Origin of the sequence: Nocardioides soli (genome assembly GCF_014191495.1) — a bacterium.
Taxonomy (GTDB): Bacteria; Actinomycetota; Actinomycetes; order Propionibacteriales; family Nocardioidaceae; genus Nocardioides; species Nocardioides soli.
In genome coordinates this window covers 1,101,365-1,123,874 of the sequence record NZ_JACHWR010000001.1, presented here as the reverse complement: position 1 = coordinate 1,123,874, position 22,510 = coordinate 1,101,365, and the positions used below count along the sequence as shown (strand labels likewise).

At 68.5% G+C, this 22,510-nt stretch carries 22 protein-coding genes; 16 read left to right on the top strand and 6 right to left on the bottom strand.

The features are described from left to right. Positions 1 to 72 precede the first annotated feature (72 nt). From FHU40_RS05775 to FHU40_RS05760, 4 genes are all read left to right on the top strand, one after another. On the top strand, positions 73 to 483 hold the full coding sequence (locus FHU40_RS05775) for a hypothetical protein (RefSeq protein WP_183591287.1): 411 nt from the start codon (positions 73 to 75) through the stop codon (positions 481 to 483). Positions 484 to 554: 71 nt separating this feature from the next. After that, positions 555 to 1,637, top strand: a complete 1,083-nt coding sequence (locus FHU40_RS05770) for a hypothetical protein (RefSeq protein ID WP_183591286.1) — start codon at positions 555 to 557, stop codon at positions 1,635 to 1,637. 438 nt (positions 1,638 to 2,075) lie between these two features. Next, the gene (locus tag FHU40_RS05765) at positions 2,076 to 4,160 is read left to right on the top strand and encodes a hypothetical protein (protein ID WP_183591285.1); all 2,085 of its coding nucleotides are present in this window, start codon (positions 2,076 to 2,078) and stop codon (positions 4,158 to 4,160) included. A gap of 100 nt (positions 4,161 to 4,260) precedes the next feature. Beyond that, on the top strand, positions 4,261 to 5,508 hold the full coding sequence (locus FHU40_RS05760) for an IS256 family transposase (protein WP_183591284.1): 1,248 nt from the start codon (positions 4,261 to 4,263) through the stop codon (positions 5,506 to 5,508). A gap of 284 nt (positions 5,509 to 5,792) precedes the next feature. Here FHU40_RS05760 and FHU40_RS05755 read toward each other — a convergent pair whose 3' ends face one another. Both FHU40_RS05755 and FHU40_RS05750 read right to left on the bottom strand, forming a co-directional pair. Then, positions 5,793 to 6,959: a hypothetical protein gene (locus FHU40_RS05755; RefSeq protein WP_183591283.1), complete on the bottom strand. Its 1,167-nt coding sequence runs from the start codon at positions 6,957 to 6,959 to the stop codon at positions 5,793 to 5,795. Next, the gene (locus FHU40_RS05750) at positions 6,956 to 7,444 is read right to left on the bottom strand and encodes a DUF4365 domain-containing protein (protein WP_183591282.1); all 489 of its coding nucleotides are present in this window, start codon (positions 7,442 to 7,444) and stop codon (positions 6,956 to 6,958) included. The genes FHU40_RS05755 and FHU40_RS05750 overlap by 4 nt, the downstream gene beginning before the upstream one ends. A 136-nt stretch (positions 7,445 to 7,580) precedes the next feature. On the opposite strand from FHU40_RS05750, the gene FHU40_RS05745 reads away from it, so the two are divergent. The 8 genes from FHU40_RS05745 (at position 7,581) to tsaD (ending at position 14,099) form a co-directional block, all read left to right on the top strand. Next, the gene (locus FHU40_RS05745; RefSeq protein ID WP_183591281.1) at positions 7,581 to 8,660 is read left to right on the top strand and encodes a DNA polymerase domain-containing protein; all 1,080 of its coding nucleotides are present in this window, start codon (positions 7,581 to 7,583) and stop codon (positions 8,658 to 8,660) included. Between the two features lie 137 nt (positions 8,661 to 8,797). After that, entirely contained in the window at positions 8,798 to 9,169 is a 372-nt protein-coding gene (gene ligD, locus FHU40_RS05740; protein WP_246389953.1) for a non-homologous end-joining DNA ligase LigD, read from the top strand. Positions 9,170 to 9,209: 40 nt separating this feature from the next. Further along, entirely contained in the window at positions 9,210 to 9,572 is a 363-nt protein-coding gene (locus FHU40_RS05735; protein WP_183591280.1) for an STAS domain-containing protein, read from the top strand. Then, positions 9,572 to 10,123 (top strand): mycothiol transferase, encoded by a 552-nt coding sequence (locus FHU40_RS05730; RefSeq protein WP_183591279.1) that lies wholly within the window; start codon positions 9,572 to 9,574, stop codon positions 10,121 to 10,123. Before FHU40_RS05735 ends, FHU40_RS05730 begins: the two co-directional genes overlap by 1 nt. 22 nt (positions 10,124 to 10,145) lie before the next feature. Continuing rightward, a complete protein-coding gene (tsaB, locus tag FHU40_RS05725; RefSeq protein WP_183591278.1) occupies positions 10,146 to 10,790 on the top strand; it encodes a tRNA (adenosine(37)-N6)-threonylcarbamoyltransferase complex dimerization subunit type 1 TsaB in 645 nt (214 codons plus the stop codon). Continuing rightward, positions 10,787 to 11,251 (top strand): ribosomal protein S18-alanine N-acetyltransferase, encoded by a 465-nt coding sequence (gene rimI, locus FHU40_RS05720; RefSeq protein ID WP_183591277.1) that lies wholly within the window; start codon positions 10,787 to 10,789, stop codon positions 11,249 to 11,251. Before tsaB ends, rimI begins: the two co-directional genes overlap by 4 nt. A gap of 420 nt (positions 11,252 to 11,671) precedes the next feature. After that, the gene (locus FHU40_RS05715; RefSeq protein WP_183591276.1) at positions 11,672 to 12,952 is read left to right on the top strand and encodes an IS110 family RNA-guided transposase; all 1,281 of its coding nucleotides are present in this window, start codon (positions 11,672 to 11,674) and stop codon (positions 12,950 to 12,952) included. Between the two features lie 91 nt (positions 12,953 to 13,043). Then, complete coding sequence (gene tsaD, locus FHU40_RS05710) at positions 13,044 to 14,099, top strand: tRNA (adenosine(37)-N6)-threonylcarbamoyltransferase complex transferase subunit TsaD (protein ID WP_183591275.1); 1,056 nt, start codon at positions 13,044 to 13,046, stop codon at positions 14,097 to 14,099. Between the two features lie 110 nt (positions 14,100 to 14,209). Here tsaD and FHU40_RS05705 read toward each other — a convergent pair whose 3' ends face one another. The 3 genes from FHU40_RS05705 to FHU40_RS05695 form a co-directional block, all read right to left on the bottom strand. Next, on the bottom strand, positions 14,210 to 16,369 hold the full coding sequence (locus FHU40_RS05705) for an MMPL family transporter (RefSeq protein ID WP_183591274.1): 2,160 nt from the start codon (positions 16,367 to 16,369) through the stop codon (positions 14,210 to 14,212). Between the two features lie 93 nt (positions 16,370 to 16,462). Continuing rightward, on the bottom strand, positions 16,463 to 17,584 hold the full coding sequence (locus FHU40_RS05700) for a hypothetical protein (protein WP_183591273.1): 1,122 nt from the start codon (positions 17,582 to 17,584) through the stop codon (positions 16,463 to 16,465). After that, on the bottom strand, positions 17,581 to 18,114 hold the full coding sequence (locus FHU40_RS05695) for a SigE family RNA polymerase sigma factor (RefSeq protein WP_183591272.1): 534 nt from the start codon (positions 18,112 to 18,114) through the stop codon (positions 17,581 to 17,583). Before FHU40_RS05695 ends, FHU40_RS05700 begins: the two co-directional genes overlap by 4 nt. A 94-nt stretch (positions 18,115 to 18,208) precedes the next feature. Between FHU40_RS05695 and FHU40_RS05690 the strand changes: the two genes are divergently transcribed. From FHU40_RS05690 to FHU40_RS05680, 3 genes are all read left to right on the top strand, one after another. Beyond that, positions 18,209 to 19,309, top strand: coding sequence for an S-(hydroxymethyl)mycothiol dehydrogenase (locus tag FHU40_RS05690; RefSeq protein WP_183591271.1), 1,101 nt, complete (start codon positions 18,209 to 18,211; stop codon positions 19,307 to 19,309). Then, on the top strand, positions 19,306 to 19,950 hold the full coding sequence (locus FHU40_RS05685) for an MBL fold metallo-hydrolase (RefSeq protein ID WP_183591270.1): 645 nt from the start codon (positions 19,306 to 19,308) through the stop codon (positions 19,948 to 19,950). The genes FHU40_RS05690 and FHU40_RS05685 overlap by 4 nt, the downstream gene beginning before the upstream one ends. A gap of 140 nt (positions 19,951 to 20,090) precedes the next feature. Beyond that, complete coding sequence (locus FHU40_RS05680; protein WP_183591269.1) at positions 20,091 to 20,723, top strand: hypothetical protein; 633 nt, start codon at positions 20,091 to 20,093, stop codon at positions 20,721 to 20,723. A gap of 64 nt (positions 20,724 to 20,787) precedes the next feature. On the opposite strand, the gene FHU40_RS05675 is transcribed toward FHU40_RS05680, so the two are convergent. Beyond that, a complete protein-coding gene (locus FHU40_RS05675; RefSeq protein WP_183591268.1) occupies positions 20,788 to 21,954 on the bottom strand; it encodes a THUMP-like domain-containing protein in 1,167 nt (388 codons plus the stop codon). A 191-nt stretch (positions 21,955 to 22,145) separates the two neighbouring features. On the opposite strand from FHU40_RS05675, the gene groES reads away from it, so the two are divergent. Then, positions 22,146 to 22,439 carry a co-chaperone GroES gene (gene groES / locus FHU40_RS05670; RefSeq protein ID WP_183592203.1) on the top strand — a complete coding sequence of 98 codons (294 nt, stop codon included), beginning with the start codon at positions 22,146 to 22,148 and terminating at the stop codon, positions 22,437 to 22,439. Positions 22,440 to 22,510: the final 71 nt, after the last annotated feature.

Genomic DNA, 22,510 nt, shown 5'->3' with positions numbered 1-22,510 from the left:
GGGAGATTCAGCTGAGCGCCATCAGGTGAGTACGTCGTCACCGGCGACTACACCGCCGCCACACCCTTCATCGTGGACGGTGACAGCGAGTTCGGGTCCATGGTGATCGCCAAGCCCACCCCCACCACGCCCGTCACGAGCGTTCACAAGAAGCCCAAGCACGGCTTCAAGCGCATCACCCACCGAGGCGGCAAGGTCGGCTGGCTGGCGGAGGACAAGGTGCGCCTCACCAAGAAGGGCGGGAAGAAGCACGTCTTCCTACAGATCCGCAAGGGAGGCAAGTGGCACAACGCCATCCGCCAGACCACCACTAAGAAGGGCGTCTTCTACTTCGACGCAGTGACCCGCAAGCAGCACCGGCTCTACAAGACAAAGAGCTTCAAGATCGGAAAGCTCCCCAAGCGCTACTCCGTCCGTGTGGTCGTACCGAGCAACAAGAAGTTCGCCAAGACCGTCTCCAACGCCTGGACCGTCTCCTGGTGATCGGTGGCGATATTCCGCACACCTGGCCCTGCCAGCAACCACCGACACGAAGACACCGAGGAGTGTTACCGATGAAGACAACCAAACTGTTCGCGGGCATTGCCCCAGCGCTAGCCCTTGGGGGCATGCTCATGGGAAGTACGACAGCGCTCGGCAATCAGCAAGCGCCCACGACGGGCGCTTCTCCCGAGATCACCTCCATCACCGTGGCCAACGAGGGGGGCGGACTCTCGCCCTACCTCTCCCCGAGTTGCGCTGTGGTCGTCAACTTCAGTGATGCCACGCCGAGTGCTTCTACTGCCTACACCGTGACAGTCGCCGATTCCTACGACGTGAAGGTAGGCACGTTCGCGCAGGCCTCACTTGCTGACGGAGGAGACTCGCAGTTCCGCGTCGGGGTGCCTTGCGACTCGATCTATGAGGACGAAGCACTCACTTACGTTGTCAATGAAGGGGATTCCCAGAGCGCTGCGAAGCCGTTCACCTTCTCCTACGTGGGACACCCGACTGGCATCGAAGACTCCTCCGTGCTCCGTAACGGGGAGTGGACTCACTTCGTCGGCAAGAAGGCCACCGTCAAGTTCACCGGTGGCTCGTGGGAGCCGGGCACCAAGTTCTCGTCAAGGGTCTGGACCTCTAAGACGAAGAACTTCACCCCTGCCGACTTCGCTGCAAATACCTCCGGCAACGCTGCCATCGTGCAGCGCGATGGCGCGGGTGCTCCCGTTCTGACCTGGACACCTCGCCAGCAGGACGCGGGCAAGTACGTGTGGGTCTCGATCAGGGGCGAGAAGGCCGGCAAGGGCGACTGGCAGTTCTACTTCGACGCGCAGAAGGTCGCCGCTCTCCCGAAGCAACCTGCCAAGTGGGTGAAGAAGTTCGGCAAGATCACTGGAAAGGTGAAGGGACACCCGAAGGTGGGCCGCAAGCTCTCCGTCTCCAAGCCTGTCTTCACGAAGGCAGGAAAGGCCCACAAGGCAACAGTGCGCTACCAGTGGTCCTACGGCACCGCGACGACGATCAAGGGCGCGACCAAACGCACCTTCAAGCCCAAGAGGGCCCTCCGGGGACAGAAGCTACGCCTGACAGTCACCGTTCGCGCGGAGGACTACGCGGACCGCACCAAGGTCTACAACGTGGGGCGCGTCCGCTAACAGCGCTGTCTTCTCTCATACGAAGCCCGTGGTGCCGAGCACTGCGGGCTTTGTCGCGTCCTGAGTCAGGTGCCGAGTCGATATTCCCCCCATCGACACGACCCACTCCATGGGAGAAGCACAATGACAACACAACCAAGAATGGTCATCCTCGACCCAAGCAGGGTGATCGCAGGGCTCGGAGTAGCGTTCGCCGCCCTGCTCCTTTCCCTCTTCTCCGGGATGGCCCCTGCTGAAGCAGGCACCGGAGGTACCGGAGGCACCGGCAGCGGTGGCGGCTCCTGCGACTACGGCTCCTTGAGCTGGCGGCACGTAGGAGGCCTCGGAGCCGTTCCCGACAACGGCGCGTCAAGCTGCTACAACAGCGGCAACCGCAACGCGGACCTCAACCGCGTTGGAGCGGGAGCATGCGCTGCCAACGCTGGCACGCTCCGTGACGTGTGGTACCTCGCCGCCCCCAACAACCAGTGGGCGACCTACCCGTCGAGCAGTGCGTCGAAGGCCCAGGCCGCAGCAGTCCGCGCAGCGATCAACGCGACCTACCCCAACCCCGCTGTCAACTCGCAGAACGCGAAGGCGAAGCAGGTGGCGCTCAATAAGGTGGCAGGCTCCAACAACGTAATCATCTGCGTGTGGCAGTCGGAAGTGGAAGACCCCAAGGTTCCAGCCACAAAGCCCGACCTCCTACAGTGCAACAGCAATCGCGTCTTCGGTGGCATCAAGATTCCCGCCGATGGAGAGGGTGCGAAGACGTACTACCGTCGAGGCAACGGTGAGGACCTAGCCAAGGGCTCAGCCGTGGAGTTCGGTGGTCCTAACGCGAGTATCACCATCGTTCAGCGCACCGCCAACGGCTACACCTTCAACAACGGTGACACCCGGCGCGAGTGGACGTTCGACGCTCCCGGTGACTGCCGTCCTCGTTGCCCCACCGCTGGCAGCTACTCGAACTACCTCATCCGCCCCGGTGCAGTGATTCCCGATGCTCGGAACACGAACGCGGAGCGGGGCTCGTACTGTTACAACCGCCCGCCTGTGGCCTCTGCTGAGAACGTGGTGGAGTACCGCAACCTGACGAACTCGACCTCCACCAACGGCACCAACACCACGACCTCGACCACGAGCAACATCGTGGGGCTCGGTGTCTTCCCCTACGCATGGACCACGAGCGTCACCAACGGCTCGGTGCACCCGGGACCGACTCAAGTCGAGGCGCAGTCCGCTCAGGGCATGACTCCCTACGGCGACCTGTTCGCACAGACCGTGCCGAACGGAACCGTGCCTACCCAGGCGCAGCTCAACGCCGCTGGCACTGCCACCGGTAGCGCGGCTCACCCCACCGTTGACCTCAACGACAAGAACCGTCGCGCCATGGCTGAGGGCGGCGTCATGAACGTCACGGAGCGCACCACCTATGTAGTGCTTGAACGGCGAGACGTAACCATCGCCACGACCACTCAAGGCACTGTCACGGTCACGACAGTGACGCAGCCGCAGCGGCGCCAACACTTCTGTAACCGCCAGACCTCCTACACGTTCTCGCTCACCGCTGCCGGTGCGGTCTCGATGAACACGAGCGTGACTGAGGACTGCCAGCCGTGGAGCGCGTGGAGTAACAACGGTCCCGCGACCACCTCCACCACGACGACCAACAACGGTGCTCCCGTAACGACCTACACGACAAGCTCGCAGCCGCTCATGAGCGCGCAGACTCCGCAGGTCACTGGTTTCTGGCAGGCACTCACCAACCACTGCAACAAGGACGCCTACGGCACCGCGAGCGCCGGCTATCAGGCTCTCAACGCCAGCATCGACCCCACAGCGAAGCACAGCGGTTCAGCAGTCACGCCCAAGATGAACAACGCCAACAACCCTGTCTGGGGCTACGGCGCTCTCAACCCGAAGGGCACGACTGAGGTTGGCTTCTTCGACAAGCAGTGCGCCTTCGAGGGCCGTCTCGCTCAGGCAGGCGACGAGTCCGCCGAGCGAGTGTTCTTCCGTGACAACGAGCTCCGGGACGTGCGGGTCGGCCTCTACCGCCCTGCATCAGTCGGCGTGGTGCAGGACGATGGCACCAACGCCATCGCCACCGTTCTCACTCGCTGGGCCGAAGGCACGCCGCAGGTCAACGGCCTTAGCAATCGGGGCTCGCTGCGGAGCTTCGACAATGACGGAGATCAGGTGTTCTCAACGAGCACGGGCAACGCGCCAGTCTTCAAGAACTGGATGAACCCCACCAGCGCGCAGGCTCGCACGTGGAGCGTGCTCATGGGGCAGGAGGCTCACTTCCTCATGGCAGGCAACTGGGCCTCGGACTCGGGCAAGCCCAACGTGTGGACCACAAAGTGGATCTTCGCGCCGAACGTGAGCAACCGCATCGCTGCGACACGAGTGGGCTTTGGTGAAGCAGGGGGAGCGCGCAGCTTCGACCCGGCAAACATCGCGACCAAGATCCAGGGGCAGGTCATGGGCATGAGCAACGGCGCAACTACAAGCCCCGCGCTCAAGTTGAGTCCCCGATGATGGTGTAACGCGGTTGCCGGCCTCGTCGTAGTAGACGTGGAGCGGCCACCGCGTGATCTTCGAGTGAACCCTTCACAGCACTCTCGAACGGAGCATCACGGTGACCGCACCTCACATTGTCGACCCTGCCGGCCTGCTTGGCGAGGCCCTGGCGGAAGCCTCCCCGGACCTCATGCGCAACCTGCTGCAGACGGTGATCAACGCGCTGCTGTCCGCCGACGCCGACGCGGTGGTCGGTGCCGAGTGGGGCCAACGCAGCCCGGACCGGACCGCGCAGCGCAACGGCTACCGGCACCGCGACCTGGACACCCGGGTCGGCACGATCGACGTCGCGATCCCCAAGCTGCGCACCGGGACGTACTTCCCCGAGTGGCTGCTCGAGCGGCGCAAGCGGGCCGAGTCGGCGCTGATCACGGTGGTGGCGGACTGTTATCTGGCCGGGGTGAGCACCCGCCGGATGGACAAGCTCGTCAAGCAGCTGGGCATCAACAGCCTGTCGAAGTCGCAGGTGTCCCGGATGGCCGCCGACCTGGACGAGCAGGTCGAGGCCTTCCGCCACCGGCCCCTCGACGAGGCCGGACCCTTCACGTTCGTCGCCGCCGACGCCCTGACCATGAAGGTGCGCGAGGGCGGGCGGGTCATCAACGCCGTGGTCCTGATCGCGACCGGTGTCAACGGTGACGGGCACCGCGAGGTCCTGGGCATGCGGGTGGCCACGGCCGAGACCGGGGCGGCGTGGAACGAGTTCTTCGCCGACCTCGTGGCCCGCGGCCTGGCTGGGGTCCGGCTCGTGACCTCAGACGCGCACGCCGGCCTCGTCGAGGCCATCGCGGCCAACCTTCCCGGCGCCACCTGGCAGCGCTGCCGCACCCACTACGCCGCCAACCTCATGAGCGTGACCCCGAAGTCGATGTGGCCGGCGGTCAAGGCGATGCTGCACTCGGTCTACGACCAGCCCGACGCCGCCGCGGTGCACGCCCAGTTCGACCGGCTGCTGGACTACGTGGCCGCCAAGCTGCCGGCGGTGGCCGAGCACCTCGACGCCGCCCGCGCCGACATCCTGGCCTTCACCGCCTTCCCCAAGGACGTCTGGACCCAGATCTGGTCCAACAACCCCTCCGAGCGGCTGAACAAGGAGATCCGGCGCCGCACCGACGCCGTGGGCATCTTCCCCAACCGGCAGGCCATCGTTCGCCTCGTCGGGGCCGTGCTGGCCGAACAGACCGACGAATGGGCCGAAGGCCGCCGCTACCTCGGCCTCGAAGTCCTCGCCCGCTGCCGACTCGCTCCAGTGACCGACACGACGACGGAGGTGAGCACCGACCCCGTCCTCGAACTCAGCGCCTAACCCCTACGAAGGATCACAGGCGATACACCACTACCTGGGACTTGACCCGCGCTCACTGATGAGGTGGCAGACAACACCGGTTCTGGTGTCGCTGTGAACAGCCTCGATCCGAGCCTCTTGGGTGGTGCTCCCGCTGAAAAGTGGGGGAGTGACCCCACCGCCAATCCCTACTACAACTCGATCAGGTTCGTTCGAGCCATCGGAAGCTGATCTCCGAAAGCCTCGATGCCTCGCACTCGCAAGGGTGCGGGGCATCGTTGCGTTAGCCACAGCAGGTGAGACGATCACCGTTCCTGCTGTGGGCGATCTGCCTCTTCGAACAGCGACGGAAAGCCCTCCAGGAGGTGGAACTCGCTGACTTCGGTGAAGCGGAGGGCACGACCGGGCTCGCGGTGCAGAACCCCTGTCACTGACACCATCCGCCGATCCGTGTTGGCTTCGCCGGCCACGTGGTAGTCGTCGTCGTTCAAGTCAATGGTGATGTTGCGGGCCTTGTCGTTGTCGAGTGCGCGGAGAGTGATGCGCCCTACCTCGTCCTCCTCGCCTCGATCCAGGCGCTTCACGTAGCCAACGAAGGTCTGACGGCCAACGATGGGCTCACCCTTGAGGACGCTCGACACCTGCCGAATCATCGGTGCGGAGCCATCTTCCATGGTCACAGCAGCGGGGGCGGTGGACTCGGGGAGTCGTTCTGCCCACGCGAAAGTCACATCGAGATCCACGATGGAGTGGGCCTCGAGAGTGCTTGCTACGGCATCACAAAGCTCAGAAGAGACACCTTCTCCGATGGCCTCGGTGATGCTGCTTCGAGTGGGCTGCGAGGCGCCGTGCGTGAGGTCATGGAGGGTCTTCAGCCCCTTTGCAAGCCGCAGCATCGCAGTGCGAGCAAAGGGCTGGAACGCGACCTCATCGAACAGTACGGCGTCGTCTGCGTCGTCCGGTTCAAGGATCGGTAGACGGCTAATGACCGGCACGATGTAGCTGCCGCGCCGTGTCTGCCCCATCCTCACGTTCCGCGCGTGGTCGCGCGCCGCATCCGGCAGGCTGTGGCCGTAGTAGCTGCGGGGCTGTAGCGCCGAGTTGGCCGAAGCTTGCATGGCGCGCCTCACGGACTCGATGAGCGTCGCGGCGTCACCAAGAGGCAATGAGTCGTCTATCTGCCCGGTGGCACGGAACTCCGCAATGTCGGAGCCTGACTTAGCGACAGCCAGGAGGACTCCGGCCGGGTCAGTGTCCAGCCCGTCTGAGAGCCGATCAAGCAGTTCCGACCAGCGCAGAGTGAAGTCAGGCGAAGACGTGAGCATCGGTACCACCACGCTCACGGAGTCGTTCCTCCAGCGCTGTGCCACGTCTCCCAGTGCGCCCGTCTGCTCCCAGCCTTGAATGCGCAGCCAGGCCGTCATATCCGCAGGTGTGAGTGCGTACCCCCCGAAGATTGGCTCCTCCGTCACGACGCCCACCTCGCAGCCTGCGCATCCATGAGCGCTTGCATCGCAGCACTCGTCAGCAGGTTGCTTGTCGGCACCTTCAGCCGGACTGTCGCTTCGTTAGTTGTCTCTGGCAGGCCAAAGAGCGGGAGGTAGTAGGCGGAGTGCGCCAGCTTGGTCCCTGAGTCATTCATCGAGTGCCACGTTCCCGTGTCCGGGCCAACAACGATCAGAGCGAGAACTCCATAGCCGGAGCGAGTGACAGAGCGAAGGAGGTTGTAAGTCCTAATGTCGAGGTCGTGGATAAGGCAATCCTCCTGAACCTCAGGATTGCTCGTTGCCTTGAGTTGAAAGTCGAGGGTGTGCTCGTGGCTATGCACCGTCATATCCACGCCGCGCTCATCGTCCGCGACAATCTCGTAGGTGAAGTCCGCAGCTGAGGCGGCAGCAATCACCCAAGCGCGGCTGAACCGCTCCTTCTGCTTCGGTGAACCGTCTCCCACAGGCATGGGACTGTAGCTGTGGCGAGGTGCCAGGGGCGCGAGAACGGCACGAGACACCATGAACAGCAACGGTAGGTCCACCCGCCGACAGCCCACTGGCTCATAGCGCGCTTCGGCACGGTGACGGTCTAGCGTGGAGTCCATGGCGAAGGCGGCGGCAGCAACGGTCACAGTCGAGGGCCGCGGCGTTCGAGTGTCCAGCCCTGACCGCGTGATCTACGAGGCCACAACGCTGACCCCAGCAGTCACCAAGTTGCAGGTGTGCGAGTACTTCGCCGCCGTAGGTGAGCCGCTCATGCGCGCTGTAGGAGATCGTCCCACCGCCATGGAGCGCTGGCCCAGCGGCTATCGCGAGGGCATGAGGCTCGCTACAGGCCCAACCGACAAGGGCGGTGATGGCTTCTACCAGAAGCGCTTGCCGAGAGGTGCGCCCGACTACATCGAGACGGTGAGCATCACCTTTCCCAGCGGACGTACCGCCGATGAGCTATGCCCCAACGAACCGGCCGCGCTCGTATGGGCCGCACAGATGGGCACTCTCACGCTGCACCCCTGGCCAGTGCGGCGCACAGACGTCGACCACCCTGACGAACTCCGCATCGACCTCGACCCGCAACCCGGCACCACCTTCACGGACGCGCGGCGCGTAGCGCTGGTCACGAACGAGTTGCTCTTGGAGCTGGGCCTTCGCGGCTATCCCAAGACCAGCGGCAACAGGGGCATTCACATCTACGTGCGGATCAAGCCCGAGTGGACGTTTGAGGAAGTACGTCACGCTGCCATCGGCTTGGGGCGAGAGCTTGAGCGGCGGGACGGGGGAGTGACCACCAACTGGTGGAAGGAAGAGCGCGGTTCGAGACTGTTCATCGACTACAACCAGAACAACCGGGACCGAACTATCGCGAGTGCGTGGAGCTTGCGTGCTCGCCCTGGCGCTCCGGTGTCTACCCCCATGACGTGGGAACGACTCGCAGACTTGGAAGATCCGAAGCTGTTCAACCTCCATAGCGTTCCCGACTACCTCTCGGACGGCGATCCGTGGGAGAGCATGGACGACGTTTCTCACTCCCTCGAACCCCTACTCAACCTCTGGGAGACGTTGCCTGGAGGCGAGCTCAACTTCCCTCCCGACTACCCCAAGATGCCGGGTGAACCGCCGCGAGTGCAGCCGTCGAAGAAGGTGGAAGCGCATTGGGACGCGGCAGGCAACAGGTTGACGTAGTGGACGGCAGTAGCAGCGGTCTCGCGGGGTCGCACGGGCTCAACGTTGGTTCACGTCGGCCCGGTCAAGCGCTGCCGTGTCGCCGCGTGGCGCTGCGTCGTCAACGCGCCGCCTCGCGTGGACGGTGCATCCACTCGTTGGGTATTTGTTACGGTGACTTTATTCAGAACAACCGGGACCGGACCATCGCCTCGGCGTACTCCCTGCGCCCGCTGCCGGGTGCCCCCGTCTCGACGCCGATGACCTGGGACGAGCTCGCCGGCGTGAGGGACCCGCGGGAGTACAACCTCTTCACCGTCCCCGACCGGGTCCGAGACGGTGACGCGTGGGCCACGATCGACGAGACGGCGTACTCCCTCGATCCGCTGCTGCGACTCTGGGAGGAGCTCCCGGGCGGGGAGCTGAACTTCCCGCCCGACTACCCCAAGATGCCGGGGGAGCCGCCGCGGGTGCAGCCGAGCAAGAAGGTGGCGGAGCACTGGGACGAGGCCGGCAACCGGATCGAGTGAGCACGTTCCGGACGGCCGCCGTCGGGGTACGGTCTGTCTCGTGGATCACACGGCGACGACCGAGCGTCCGTTCGAGATCGGGGTCAGGTCCGGGCACGGGCACACCGTGGTTACCGTCAGCGGGGAGATCGACGTCTTCACGGCCTCGCGGCTCCGGCAGGTGCTCTTCGACCCGGTGCTCTGCTCGCAGCCGCGGGTCGTCGTCGATCTCGACGGCGTGACCTTCATGGACTCGACCGGGATCGGGACCCTGGTCGCCGCGCGGCGCTGGCTGGCCAGCCGAGAGGCCGAGATCGGTCTGGTCTGCGGACCCGGCCCGGCGCTCCGGCTGCTCGAGATGGTGAGCCTGGACAAGGTGTTCGAGATCCACGCGTCGGTGACGGCCGCGACCGAAGGACCCTGATGGCGACGGACGACCACCGGGTCTCGCGCGACGACGCCGAGCCCGCGAAGGGCGGTCCGGCCGGAGCAGCGCGCTGGGCGGCGTACCTCGACTGGGTCCGCGCCGACCTCGCGGCGACCGTCCTGGCGCTGCCGGAGGAGCGGCGGCGTACGACGCTGGTGCCGTCGGGGTGGACGCCGATCGAGCTGCTCAGCCATGTGCTCCACATGGAGCAGCGCTGGTTCGTCTGGGGCTTCCTCGGGGACTCGGTCGACGATCCGTGGGGCGACTGGACCGTCGACGAGCCGTGGGACGAGGCCGCCGACGGGCGCTGGGTGGTCGCCGACGACGTGACCGCCGAGCAGCTCGTCGAGCGCCTGGAGCGGATCGGGGAGCGGACCCGCGGCGTGCTGCGAGGCTTCCCGCTCGACGCGACCGCCGCGCCGGGAGGCCGGTTCGCCGACGACCCGCCGACGTTGGAGTGGATCTGCTTCCACGTGCTGGCCGAGTACGCCCGGCACGCCGGCCACCTCGACATCGCGGTCGAGCTCGGCGACGTGCGGTCGGCCTAGGCCGATGCCCTAGCCTCGACCCGTGCTGCTCGCCTTCGACACCGCCACCCCGCACGTCTCCGTCGCCCTCCATGGCGGGGAGTCCGGCGAGGTGGTGGCCGAGCTCCGTGCCGAGCGGCCGATGAAGCACGCCGAGCAGCTCGCCCCCCTCATCGACCGCGCGATGAGCGAGGTGGGCATCGTCCGCCAGGACCTCACCGCGATCGCCGTCGGCGTCGGGCCCGGACCGTTCACCGGCCTGCGCGTGGGCCTCGTGACCGCGCGCACCCTCGCCTTCGTGCTCGAGATCCCGGTGTACGGCGTGTGCTCGCTCGACGTGCTGGCCGTGCAGGCCGTCGACACCGGTGTCGTGACGGAGCCGTTCGCGGTGGCGACCGACGCCCGCCGCAAGGAGGTCTACCTCGCGCGGTACGACGCCGACGGCGCTCGTGTCGACGGACCGCTCGTCGACAAGCCTGCCGTGCTCGCGACCGACGTCCCGGTGGTGGGGCAGGGAGCGGCCCTCTACCCCGACTCCTTCCCGCGCCGGGTGGGGCCCGAGGCGCCGGACGCCGGCTGGCTGGCCCGGACGGTGGCGGAGGAGCGAGCGGAGCTGCTCGACCCCGAGCCGCTCTACCTGCGCCGCCCGGACGCGGCCGCCGCGCACCCGCCGAAGCCGGTCTCGTGACGGTCCGGCTCGCGGCCGCCGGCGACGTACTCGCGGTGGCGGCGCTGGAGCGCGACAACCTCGGCGCCGACGCCTGGTCGGAGGCGCTGGTCGGCGAGGGCGTGACCGGCGCGCTGCCGACCGTGAGCTACCTGGTCGCCGAGGTCGACGGCGTCGTCGTCGGCCATGCCGTGGCCAGCATCGTCGCGGACATCGCCGAGCTGCAGCGGATCGCGGTCGACCCGGGGTATCGCCGCCACGGGCTCGCCTCCGAGCTCCTGGACGCCGTGGTGGTCGCCGCCCGCGCGGCCGGTGCCGACCGGCTGCTGCTCGAGGTGCGCGAGGACAACGCGGGCGCGCTGGCGTTCTACGCCGCCCGCGACTTCGTCGAGGTCGACCGGCGGCGCCGCTACTACCGCGACGGCACCACGGCCATCGTGCTGCGCCGCGGCCTGGGCCGAGGCTGCGGCGCCCGCGGCTAGATGACTAATTCCAAGGTCTCGCACGCTACGCGACGCTCAGCATCCACGCTGGCTGCGTTGCCAGCGCTCGAGAGACATCCAGTCTGTCGTCGCGCCGGCGCCTGGCCAGCGCGGCGCTGAGCGCCGCTCGCTTGCACGATCCCTCGGAATTACTCATCTAGCCAAGGTGCCCCTGTCGGGGCGCCCGTTCCGGGCTGAGAATGGTGCTGCGGCTGCCCGGTGACGCCGTTGTTCCTATGGTCCTGCGAGGCCGTCGTCTAGCCGGGCGCGGGAACCGCGTGGTGGGCCCTTCAGTGCTGCCGATCCGGGTCACCAGGAGGTGAGTCGGTGTGAGCGCGAGGACTAGATTCGCTTCTTTGCCCTGGTGGTTCCCCCGGGCGGTCGTTGCCATCAGAACGACCGATCCCAAGGAGGAGTGGGGTGTTCGCAGACTCTGAAGACGATGAGCAGATCATCGAACGGGTCGCAGCGTTGGACATCGGCAAGGCCGAGGTCGTGTGCTGTGTCCGGCTGCCCGCGGCGGTGGGCAAGAAGCGCCGGGTCCAGGAGGTGACCACGCACTCGACCATGGTGGGGTCGTTGAGCGACCTGGCCAACCATCTGGTCGATCTACGCATCGAGCGGGTCGTGATGGAGGCCACCAGCGACTACTGGCGGCCACCGTTCTACCTGTTTGAGGCTCACGGCCTGGATCCGTGGCTGGTCAATGCCAAAGACGTCCGGCACCTGCCCGGACGGCCGAAGACCGACGTGCTGGACGCGGTGTGGTTGTGCAAGGTCGCCGAGCGGCAGATGCTCCGACCCAGTTTCGTGCCCCCCACCGAGATCCGCCGGCTGCGGGACCTGACCCGCTACCGGGCCGACCTGGTCGGGGTCCGCACCGCGGAGAAGAACCGGGTCGAGAAGCTGCTGGAGGACGCCTGCATCAAGCTTTCGGTGGTCGCCTCGGACATCTTCGGGGTCTCCGGGCGCGAGATGCTGGCCGCGATGATCGCCGGGGAACGCGATCCCAAGCGACTCGCGGACCTGGCACGCTCACGGATGCGTCCCAAGATCAGCCTGCTGGAGGAGGCCTTCGCCGGACTCAAGGTCGGGACTTTCGGTGAGCACCATCGGTTCCTCCTGTCACGGATGCTGGCGCGCATCGATCAGGCCAACACCGACATCGCCGCCCTCGAGGACGAGATCGAGGAGCATCTCGCCCCTTTCGCTGACGCGGTCGCCCGGCTCGAGGAGATCCCCGGGATCGGCCCGCGGGCGGCCGCGGTCATCATCGCCGAGATCGGCCTCGACATGACCCGGTTCCCCACCCCGGGACACCTCGCGTCGTGGGCGAAGTTCTCACCCGGGATCAAGTCATCGGCGGGGAAGAACAAGGGCAACGGCTCCACCGGACACGGCAACCGCTACCTGGCCCGGGTCCTCGGCGAGGCCGCCGTCGGTGCCGGCCGCACCGAGACCTTCCTCGGCGCCCGCTACCGACGGCTCGCGCGCCGCCGCGGCAAGAAGAAGGCCATGGTCGCGGTCGGCCGTTCGATCCTGACCATCATCTGGCACCTCCTCGCCGACCCCAACGCTCGCTACCAAGACCTCGGCCCCGACCACTACGACCAGCGCGTCTCAACCACCGCCAAGAAGCGCAGCCACGTCCGGGGCCTCGAAGCCCTCGGCTACCACGTCACCCTCGAACCCGCCGCCTAACCACCGCAACAACCCTTCCCGGCTCCGCCGGGAACAGCCGCCTGCCTGGTCACCGCCATTCTCGGACTAGGCCGTTCGGCACAATGATCGGGTGAGCGACGAGCCGCTGATCCTCGGGATCGAGACCTCCTGCGACGAGACCGGTGTCGGGATCGTCCGCGGCCACACGCTGCTGGCGGACGCCGTCGCGAGCAGCGTCGACGAGCACGCCCGGTTCGGTGGCGTCGTCCCCGAGGTCGCCAGCCGCGCCCACCTCGAGGCGATGGTGCCGACCATCGAGCGTGCCTGCGAGACCGCGGGCATCGTGCTGACCGACGTCGACGCGATCGCGGTGACCAGCGGCCCCGGCCTGGCCGGGGCCCTGATGGTCGGCGTCGCCGCGGCCAAGGCGCTCGCCGTGGGGCTCGACAAGCCGATCTATGGCGTCAACCACCTCGCCGCGCACGTCGCCGTCGACCAGCTCGAGCACGGCCCGCTGCCCGAGCCGTGCCTGGCGATGCTGGTCTCGGGTGGGCACTCGTCGCTGCTGCGGGTCACCGACGTGACGGGTCAGCACGGCGGGGTCGACCCGCTCGGCGCGACCATCGACGACGCGGCGGGGGAGGCCTTCGACAAGGTCGCCAGGCTGCTCGGGCTGCCCTTCCCCGGCGGCCCGCACATCGACCGCGCCGCCCGCGAGGGCGACAGCGTCTACGTCGACTTCCCGCGCGGTCTCACCGCGCGCCGCGACCTCGAGCGGCACCGGTTCGACTTCTCGTTCTCGGGTCTCAAGACCGCGGTGGCGCGCTGGGTCGAGGCCCGCGAGCGCTCGGGCGAGCCGGTGCCGGTCAACGACGTCGCCGCGTCGTTCCAGGAGGCCGTCTGCGACGTGCTCACCCGCAAGGCGATCGACGCCGCCGTCACCGAGGGCATCGACCACATCCTGATCGGCGGCGGCGTCGCCGCGAACTCGCGACTGCGGGTGCTGGCCGAGGAGCGCGCCGCGGCCCGCGGCATCCGGGTGCGGGTCCCGCGCCCCGGCCTGTGCACCGACAACGGCGCGATGGTCGCCGCGCTCGGGTCCGAGATGGTCGCCCGCGGTCGTACGCCGTCGCGACTCGACCTGCCCGCCGACTCCTCCCAGCCGGTGACCGAGGTCCTCGTCTGAGGGTGCCGAAACGGCGATACCCAGTGACGATGTGGCTGTTCCGGTGCTGTCGGAACGACCACTTCGTCACTGGGTATCGCGCGCTCGGGCGTGCGCCCGCGAGCCGGGCGTCAGGTGCGGGCCGGCTCCTCGGGCACGTCGGACAGCTCCTGGGGGGCCTGCCGGTCCTGGTGGCCCGGCCACCAGGCTGCGTGTCCGATGAGCGCGGTGAGAGCCGGGGTGAAGAACATCGCCATCACGAACGCCGCGATGAAGATGCCGAAGGAGAGCGCGAAGCCCATCGACATCATCAGCGTGTTGCCGCTGAGCATCAGCGAGGCGAACGTGCCGGCCAGGATCACGCCGGCCGCGGCGATGGTCGGCCCCGCGTGCTTGAGCGCCTCGGCGGCCGCCGCCCGCGGCTCCTTGCCCTCGCGGGCCTCCTCACGTAGTCGCGCGATCATCAGGATGTTGTAGTCGGTGCCCAGTGCCGTCACGAACAGATAGATGTAGATCGGCAGCATGAAGATCAGGCCGCTGTCGCCCGCGATGCCCTGGAACACGATCACGGTCGCGCCGAGGGTCGCCGCGAAGCTGAGGCCGACCGCCGCCATCAGGTAGAGCGGGGCCACCAGGCTGCGCAGCAGCAGGGCGAGGATCAGCATGATCACCAGCGCGGCGACCGGGAAGACCACCTTGTAGTCGCGGATCATCGCCTCCTGCAGGTCGGCGAAGATGCCCGGCGTACCGCCGACGAAGGCCTCGGTGCCGTCCGGTGCGGCCGCGTGGGCGGCGTCGCGGATCGGTCCCTTGACGTCGTCGAGCGCCTGGTCGGACGCGGGGTCGTTGTCGAGGACGACCATGAACTGCGCCGTGGTGCCGTCGTCGGAGACCGTGGCCGGGTAGACCTGGGACACGCCCTGCGCCTCGTCGAGGTCGCTGGCGAACGTCTCCAGGGATGCCTCGTCGAGGGTGCCGTCGTCGGCCCGCACGATGACCGGGACCGGCTCGCTCGCGCCGGCCGCGAAGTGCTCCTGGAAGGTGTTCAGCGACTTCGTCGACTCGACGTCCTTGGGCAGGCTCGAGGTGAAGTCGAACGACGGGTTGAAGCTGAACGCGAAGACCCCGAGCACGGCCAGGACCAGGCCGGAGGCGGCGGCGAACACGCCCGGGCGCCGGCCCAGGTTCTGGCCGATCTTGCCGAAGCGAGCCGCCTCGGGCTCCTGGCGCCACTTCTTCGAGGGCCAGAAGAGGGCCCGGCCGAGCACGGTCACGACCGCAGGCACGAGGGTCAGCGCCGCGAGCAGCGTCACGGCCACCGCGATCGCGAGTGCCGGGCCGATCGCCTTGAAGATGCCCAGCGAGCTGAGCAGCAGCGCGAGGAAGGCGACGATCACGGCGCCGCCGGCGGAGGCGATCGCCTCACCGGCCCGCTCGAGCGCGTGCACCACCGAGGCGCGGGTGTCCTCGCCCTGCCGCAGCCGCTCGCGGTAGCGGAACAGGAAGAACAGGATGTAGTCGGTGCCGATGCCGTAGAGGACGACGACCAGGATCGTCTGGATCGACGAGTCGGCCTTGAGGTCGAAGGCCTCGTTGGCCCAGCCGATCAGGCCGGTCGCGACCATGGACACCAGCGTGACGACGACGATCGGCATCAGGCAGATGATGACGCTGCGGAAGATGATCGCCAGCAGCCCGACGATGAGCACGATCGTGGCGATGCCGACGATGGCGAGCGACCGCTCGCTGGACTCCTGGGAGTCCAGGCCCTGCGGCACGGAGCCGGTGGAGGTGACCTTCAGGTCCGTGCCCTCGGTCAGATCGGCGATGTCGTCGCGCATCGACTTCGCGTCGTCGAACGCCTGGGTGTCGAAGCCGGTCGAGCCCTCGGCCAGGCCGACGATGCCGACCTGGACCTTGCCGTCCTCGGAGATGTTCGGCTGGCCGTCGGGACCGACGGTCACGACCTGCTGGACGAAGGTGTCCTTGCCCAGCTCCGGCCCGAGCTCCTCGGCGATCCGGCCGACCTCCGCCTGGTCGTCCTCGGTGAGTGCCTTGCCGTCCTCGCGCTCGAAGAGGATCAGCGCCGCCGGTGTGGTGGCGCCGGGGAACTGCTCCTCCTGGATCTGGGCCGCCTGCACCGACTCGTAGTGGTCGGGCAGGAACTCCGACTCCTCCTGGGTGGTGGTCAAGGCGGGCGCGAAGGCCGCGACGAGGATGGCGATCACCACCCACGCGGCGATGACGAACCAGGGACGGCGGGACGTGAGACGACCAAGAGCTGCGAACACGATCGGCAAGCCTACCGACGAGCGGCGTCCGGATGCCTCCGACTTTCGTCTACCCCCGACCTAACTCGGGGCGAAGTCCCGGTGACGTATCGCTCACTCGGAGAGCACGAACTCCTGGACCGACTCGGGGTTACGGCCCGGCGCCTCCGGTACGACGACCTCGGGGTCGTCCCACGCCAGGTCGACCCGCTCCAGCGACCATGTCGACGTCTTCCAGTCGGTGCGCGCGACGACCAGGTGGGTCGCGTCGGCCCAGGCGGCTCGGCTGATGACGTCACCCTTCCCCTTGGACTCGTAGCGGCCGATCTCCTGCAGCTCGAGGTCGTACGTCGACGCCTCGCCGAACATGTTGTTGTCGCCCCGGAGCCCGAGCAGGTGCCGGCCGTCGGGGGCGAACCGCAGTCCCGACGTGTCGCATGTCCGTGCGGTCATCTGCTGCGAGCTCGGGTCGTAGAGGCCCGAGCAGCCGAACTGAGGATCCGAGTCGTCGGCGTACTGCACCGACCACAGCTCGCCGTCGGGGCTGACGTCGCTCACCCGCAGCGGCTCAGTGATCGCCAGCTCGCGGTAGCCCGCCTGCGTCAGCTCGCCGGTGGTCGTGTTCCAGTCGCCGACCAGCAGGTGCTCGGCGTCGAGCACCGCGTCGATGCTGCCGACGGCCTCGCCGGGCATCGGGATCTCGGCCAGGGTCACCGGCTCGGCGACGTCGCTCGACAGCACCCGCACCGACAGGTCCTTCCCGACCCACGCGACCGCGTCGTCCCGGGCCGACGCGGTGATCGAGTTCACCGCGACGGGGTACGTCGCGGCGTGCCCGCCGCCGGCCGAGAACACCTGAACCGCGGACGGCCGCTGGGTGGCCAGCACGATCCGTCCATCGGTGAGCACGGCGATCCCGGTCACGTTGGAGTTGTCGACATCGAGGGGCACGGTCTCGCCGTCGGGCTTGGTGACGACGCCGTCGTGCAGCACCGACGAGCCGGGCGCGGTGAGCGGCGGGGCCGGCTCGGGCGCCCGCTCGCTCCCACCGCCGGTCAACGCCGCCGGCACCAGCACGACCGCGGCCACGGCGGCGGCCACGCCGGCCACGGCCGCCGCTCGCCGCCGGCGCCGGATCTGCCGGGCGCGGCCGCGCACGGTCTCGAGGGTGAGAGGCACGCCGTGGACGTCGTCGGCGTGGCGCTCCAGCTCTCGCACGAAGGTCTCCTCGGTCATCGCTCCTCCTCCCGGTGGCTGCCCGGATCGGCGTGGGGGTTCAGGTCGACGGGCGTTCGCTCGCGCAGCGCGACCAGCGCCCGGCTGCACTGGGACTTCACGGTGCCGACCGAGATGCCGAGCACCTCGGCGGTCTCGGCCTCGGTGAGCTGCTCGTAGTAGCGCAGCACCACGACGGCGCGGGCCCTGCGCGGCAGCGTCTGCACGACCTGCCAGACCGCGGCGGACCGGCCCTCGTCGTACGCGTCGTGCACCGGCGTGCGGTCCGGCACCGCCTCGGTGGTGACCTCGCGCCGACGCCAGGGGCGCCGCCAGACCGAGTTGTTCTCGTTGACCATGATCCGTCGCACGTAGGCGTCGACCGAGTCGCGCTCCTGCACCCGCTCCCAGGCCAGGTAGAGCTTCGCGAGCGAGGTCTGCAGCAGGTCCTCCGCCTGGTGCTGATCGCCCGTCAGCAGGTACGCCGTACGCAGCAGCCGCGGCTGGCGCGCCTGGAGGTACGCCGTGAAGTCGGCGTCGCGGTCGGTCATCGCCGCTCCAGTCTCCTCGATCGTCCGCACATCCCCGAGACGCGGTCGGGAGCCCGATGGTTGCAAAACTTGCCCGATGCGGTTGGCTAGCCGCATGCATCAGGTGAAGGGCGTGGTCGCCCGTGGCAAGGGTCAGCCCGTCGAGGTCGTGACGATCAATGTGCCGGACCCGGGTCCGGGCGAGGCGCTGGTGAAGGTCCAGGCGTGTGGGGTGTGCCACACCGACCTGCACTATCGCGAGGGTGGCATCAACGACGACTTCCCGTTCCTGTTGGGCCACGAGGCCGCGGGCGTGGTCGAGGCGGTCGGTCCGGACGTGACCGGTGTCGCGCCGGGCGACTTCGTGGTCCTGAACTGGCGCGCGGTGTGCGGTGAGTGCCGGGCGTGCAAGCGGGGCGAGCTGCAGTACTGCTTCAACACCCACAACGCGACGCAGAAGATGACTCTCGAGGACGGCACCGAGCTGTCCCCGGCGCTGGGCATCGGCGCGTTCGCGGAGAAGACCCTGGTCGCGGCGGGCCAGTGCACGAAGGTCGACCCGTCGGCCCGTCCGGCCGCCGTCGGCCTGCTCGGCTGCGGTGTGATGGCCGGCATCGGCGCCGCCATCAACACCGGTGAGATCACCCGGGGTCGGTCGATCGCGGTCATCGGCTGCGGCGGCGTGGGCGTGGCCTCGATCGCGGGGGCGGCGCTGGCCGGCGCCTCGCCGATCATCGCGGTCGACATCGACCCGAAGAAGCTCGAGGCCGCGAAGCGGATGGGCGCGACCCACACCGTCGACTCCTCGAAGGTCGACGCGGTCGAGGAGATCAAGCGGATCTGCGCGGAGACCTACGACGGTGCGGACGGCGCCGACGTGGTGGTCGAGGCGGTCGGGCGTCCCGAGACCTGGAAGCAGGCGTTCTACGCCCGCGACCTGGCCGGCACGGTCGTGCTGGTGGGTGTGCCGACCCCGGACATGAAGGTGCCGGACCTGCCGCTGATCGACGTGTTCGGCCGCGGCGGTGCCCTGAAGTCGAGCTGGTACGGCGACTGCCTGCCGAGCCGGGACTTCCCGATGCTGGTCGACCTCTACCAGCAGGGCCGGCTGGACCTGGACGCGTTCGTGACCGAGGAGATCGGCATCGGCGACATCGAGGCCGCCTTCGAGCGGATGCACCACGGCGACGTACTACGCAGCGTGGTGATCCTGTGACCGGTCCGGGGTCTGGTCCGGGATCTGCCAGGGTCGACCACGCGGTCAGCTCGGGCACCTTCTCCCTCGACGGGCAGACCTTCGAGGTCGACAACAACATCTGGGTGATCGGCGACGACGCCGAGTGCGTGGTGATCGACGCCCCGCACTCGGTCGCCGACATCCTGGCCGTGGTGGGGGACCGGCGGGTCAAGGCGATCGTGTGCACCCACGCCCACGACGACCACGTGCGGGTCGCGCCGGCGCTGCGCGAAGCGGTCAACGACGGGTCGGGCGCGCCGATCATGCTGCACCCGGCCGACCGGCCGCTGTGGGAGCTCACCCACAGCGACTACCTGTGGGACCTCGACCTGGCCGACGGTCAGGTCATCGAGGTGGGCGGTACGACGCTGCAGGTCCTGCACACGCCCGGTCACGCGCCGGGCGCGGTCTGCCTCTACGCCGCCGACCTGGGGTGCGTGTTCACCGGTGACACCCTGTTCCAGGGAGGCCCGGGTGCGACCGGCCGCTCCTACTCCGACGAGGACCAGATCTTGGAGTCCATCCGGGCCCGGCTCTTCGCCCTGCCCGACGACACGGTCGTGCACACCGGCCACGGCGACGACACCACCATCGGCGCCGAGCGAGCCGCGCTGGGCTGAGCCGCCGACGCTGCGGCGGTCCTGACGGGACCTAGGTCCCGTCAGGACCGTCCGTGCGGCCCTGCTGACGGCGTTCAGCAGTTTCTAACGTTCTGGGTGAAGCAGGACGAAGGAGTCCCGCCAACACAGGGAGGCGCACGATGCGCTCGGCATTCGACAAGTTGATCTCATGGACGGGACTGGCCCTCGCCGCCGTCCTCCTCATGGCCGGTGGCCTGCTCACCTGGGCGAACGTGTTCATCGGTGACCAGGTCGAGGCCCAGTTCACCCAGCAGGACATCGTGATGCCGGAGGGCGACGCGCTCGCGAGCCTCCCCGAGGCCGACGCCGAGGCCCTGAAGCCCTACGCCGGCAGTCCGCTGGACACCGGGCCCGAGGCCAAGGCGTTCGCCGACCACTACATCCTGGCGCACATGAACGCGTCGGGTGCGGCCCTCAACAACGGTGACCCCGTCACCTACGAGGAGGCCAGCGCCAAGGGTCGCGAGCTCTCCGCGGCTATCGCCGAGAACCCCAACGCCACCCAGGCGCAGAAGGACGAGGCCCAGGCGTGGATGGACCTGCGTGAGTCGCTCTTCATGGGCAACACCCTCCGCGGCCTGCTTCTCTACGGCTACGCGTTCGCGACCGTCGGCACCATCGCCGGCATCGCCGCCATCGCCGCCTTCGCCGGAGCAGCGGTCCTGCTGGTCCTCTTCGGCTTCGGTATCTGGCACGCCCGCCAGGCCCGTCGCGTCGAGGCCGAGGGGCAGCCGGTCCCGCAGGTCGCCTGACCGCCCACGACCCGAGTCTCCCGGGAGCCAGTCGGCTCCCGGGAGACTCGTCTGTCGGCGTCGATCAGAAGGGCTCCACCAGCAGCGCCGTGCCCTCGCCGGCCACCCGGGTGAGCACGATCGTCGCCTCGCCGTCCCCGCGCAGGTCGAGGCGCTTGCGCAGCTGGTCGGGAACGACGTCGACGCCCCGCTTCTTGATCGTGAGCCGCCCGATGCCGCGCTCGCGGATCGCCGCCCGCAGCTGCTTCTCGCGGTAGGGGAGCTCCTCGACGACCCGGTAGCCGCGCGCGAACGGCGTCCGGTACGACGCGTCGGAGGTGACGTAGGCGATGTGCTCGTCGACGAGGCCGCCGTCGACGCCCGCGGCGACGGCGGTGACGAGCCCGGCCCGGATCACGGCGCCGTCCGGCTCGTAGAGGAAGGCGCCGACCGCCCGGACGTCGGCCCCGGGGTCGTCCTCGTCGGTGAGCGTGGCCAGTCCGGTCGCGACGATCACCGTCGCCCGGCGGGCACAGGTCGCCAGCCGACCGGACCAGAGTGCGGCCTCCTTGACCTCGCCCCGGTCGCTGACCCACTCGGCCTCGACGCCGGGCGGCAGCAGGTCGTGGGGGATCCCCGGCGCGACCTTCACGCAGGAGTCGCGCGCGAGCAGCCGCTCGACGAACGACCATGGCGGCGTCCAGCCGTCGACGTCGAACGTGCGGCCGCGGGCGCCCCGCCGGGCCGGGTCGGCGAAGGCGACGTCGAACGGCGTGGTGTCGACCGTCGTCGCGTCGGCGACCGTCACCGCGCCCGGGAGGCCGAGCGCCTCCAGGTTGGCCCGGGCGACCTCCACGCGGACCGGGTCGAGATCGACCCCGGCGCCGACCAGGCCGACGCGGGCCGCCGCGAGCAGGTCGCCGCCGATGCCGCAGCCGAGGTCGATGAGCGTGGTGGCCGAAGCGGCCGCCAGCCGGGCGGCGCGGTGCTCGGCCACGCGCGGCCGGGTCGCCTGCTCCAGGCCGTCGGGCGTGAAGTACATCCGGTCGGCGAGGTCGCCGAACTTCGCCCGGGCCCGCACCCGCAGGGTGACCTGGGTCAGCGCCGCCGCGACGTGTGCCGGCTCCGCCGTACGGCGCAGCCTGGTCTGCGTGGCGAGGGAGTCGCCCGAGGCGCGCAGCTCGCCGGCCGCCGCGTCGAGCAGGCGCTGGCCGTCGTCGGTGAGCAGCCACCGGAACGCGTCGAGATCCACGGTCCGATCCTGTCAGTGCGGGGTAACGCTGGCACTCAGTTGGGGTGAGTGCTAGTTTCTGATCTGGCACTCTCCTCGTGAGTGTGCCAGCGCCTGTGAACCGGTGCGACCCCCGCGACGGCGTACCGGACCCGCAGGCACCAGACGTGCACCACCCACCATCGAAGTGCCAGAAAGTGGAGGTCGACATCGTGTCGGTCAACATCAAGCCTCTCGAGGACCGGATCGTCGTCAAGCCGCTCGACGCTGAGCAGACCACGGCCTCCGGCCTGGTCATCCCGGACACCGCCAAGGAGAAGCCCCAGGAGGGTGAGGTCCTGGCGATCGGTCCGGGTCGCATCGACGACAACGGCAACCGCGTCCCGCTCGACGTCAGCGTCGGCGACAAGGTCATCTACAGCAAGTACGGCGGCACCGAGGTCAAGTACGCCGGCGAGGAGTACCTCATCCTCTCCGCGCGCGACGTACTGGCTGTCGTTTCCTGATTTCCCTCGGGTCGTCCGCCTCTCAGGGGTCTGTAGCCCCTCCTGAGGCGGACGACCCGATCTTCGTTGAG

What these genes read in the sequence shown, in the direction of transcription:
- FHU40_RS05700 (WP_183591273.1), bottom strand. Translation starts at nt 17,584, where the DNA reads ATGACCGAGGAGACCTTCGTGCGAGAGCTGGAGCGCCACGCCGACGAC.
- FHU40_RS05680 (WP_183591269.1), top strand. Translation starts at nt 20,091, where the DNA reads ATGCGCTCGGCATTCGACAAGTTGATCTCATGGACGGGACTGGCCCTC.
- FHU40_RS05690 (WP_183591271.1), top strand. Translation starts at nt 18,209, where the DNA reads ATGCATCAGGTGAAGGGCGTGGTCGCCCGTGGCAAGGGTCAGCCCGTC.
- FHU40_RS05770 (WP_183591286.1), top strand. Translation starts at nt 555, where the DNA reads ATGAAGACAACCAAACTGTTCGCGGGCATTGCCCCAGCGCTAGCCCTT.
- FHU40_RS05750 (WP_183591282.1), bottom strand. Translation starts at nt 7,444, where the DNA reads ATGCCTGTGGGAGACGGTTCACCGAAGCAGAAGGAGCGGTTCAGCCGC.
- FHU40_RS05695 (WP_183591272.1), bottom strand. Translation starts at nt 18,114, where the DNA reads ATGACCGACCGCGACGCCGACTTCACGGCGTACCTCCAGGCGCGCCAG.
- FHU40_RS05730 (WP_183591279.1), top strand. Translation starts at nt 9,572, where the DNA reads ATGGCGACGGACGACCACCGGGTCTCGCGCGACGACGCCGAGCCCGCG.
- FHU40_RS05745 (WP_183591281.1), top strand. Translation starts at nt 7,581, where the DNA reads ATGGCGAAGGCGGCGGCAGCAACGGTCACAGTCGAGGGCCGCGGCGTT.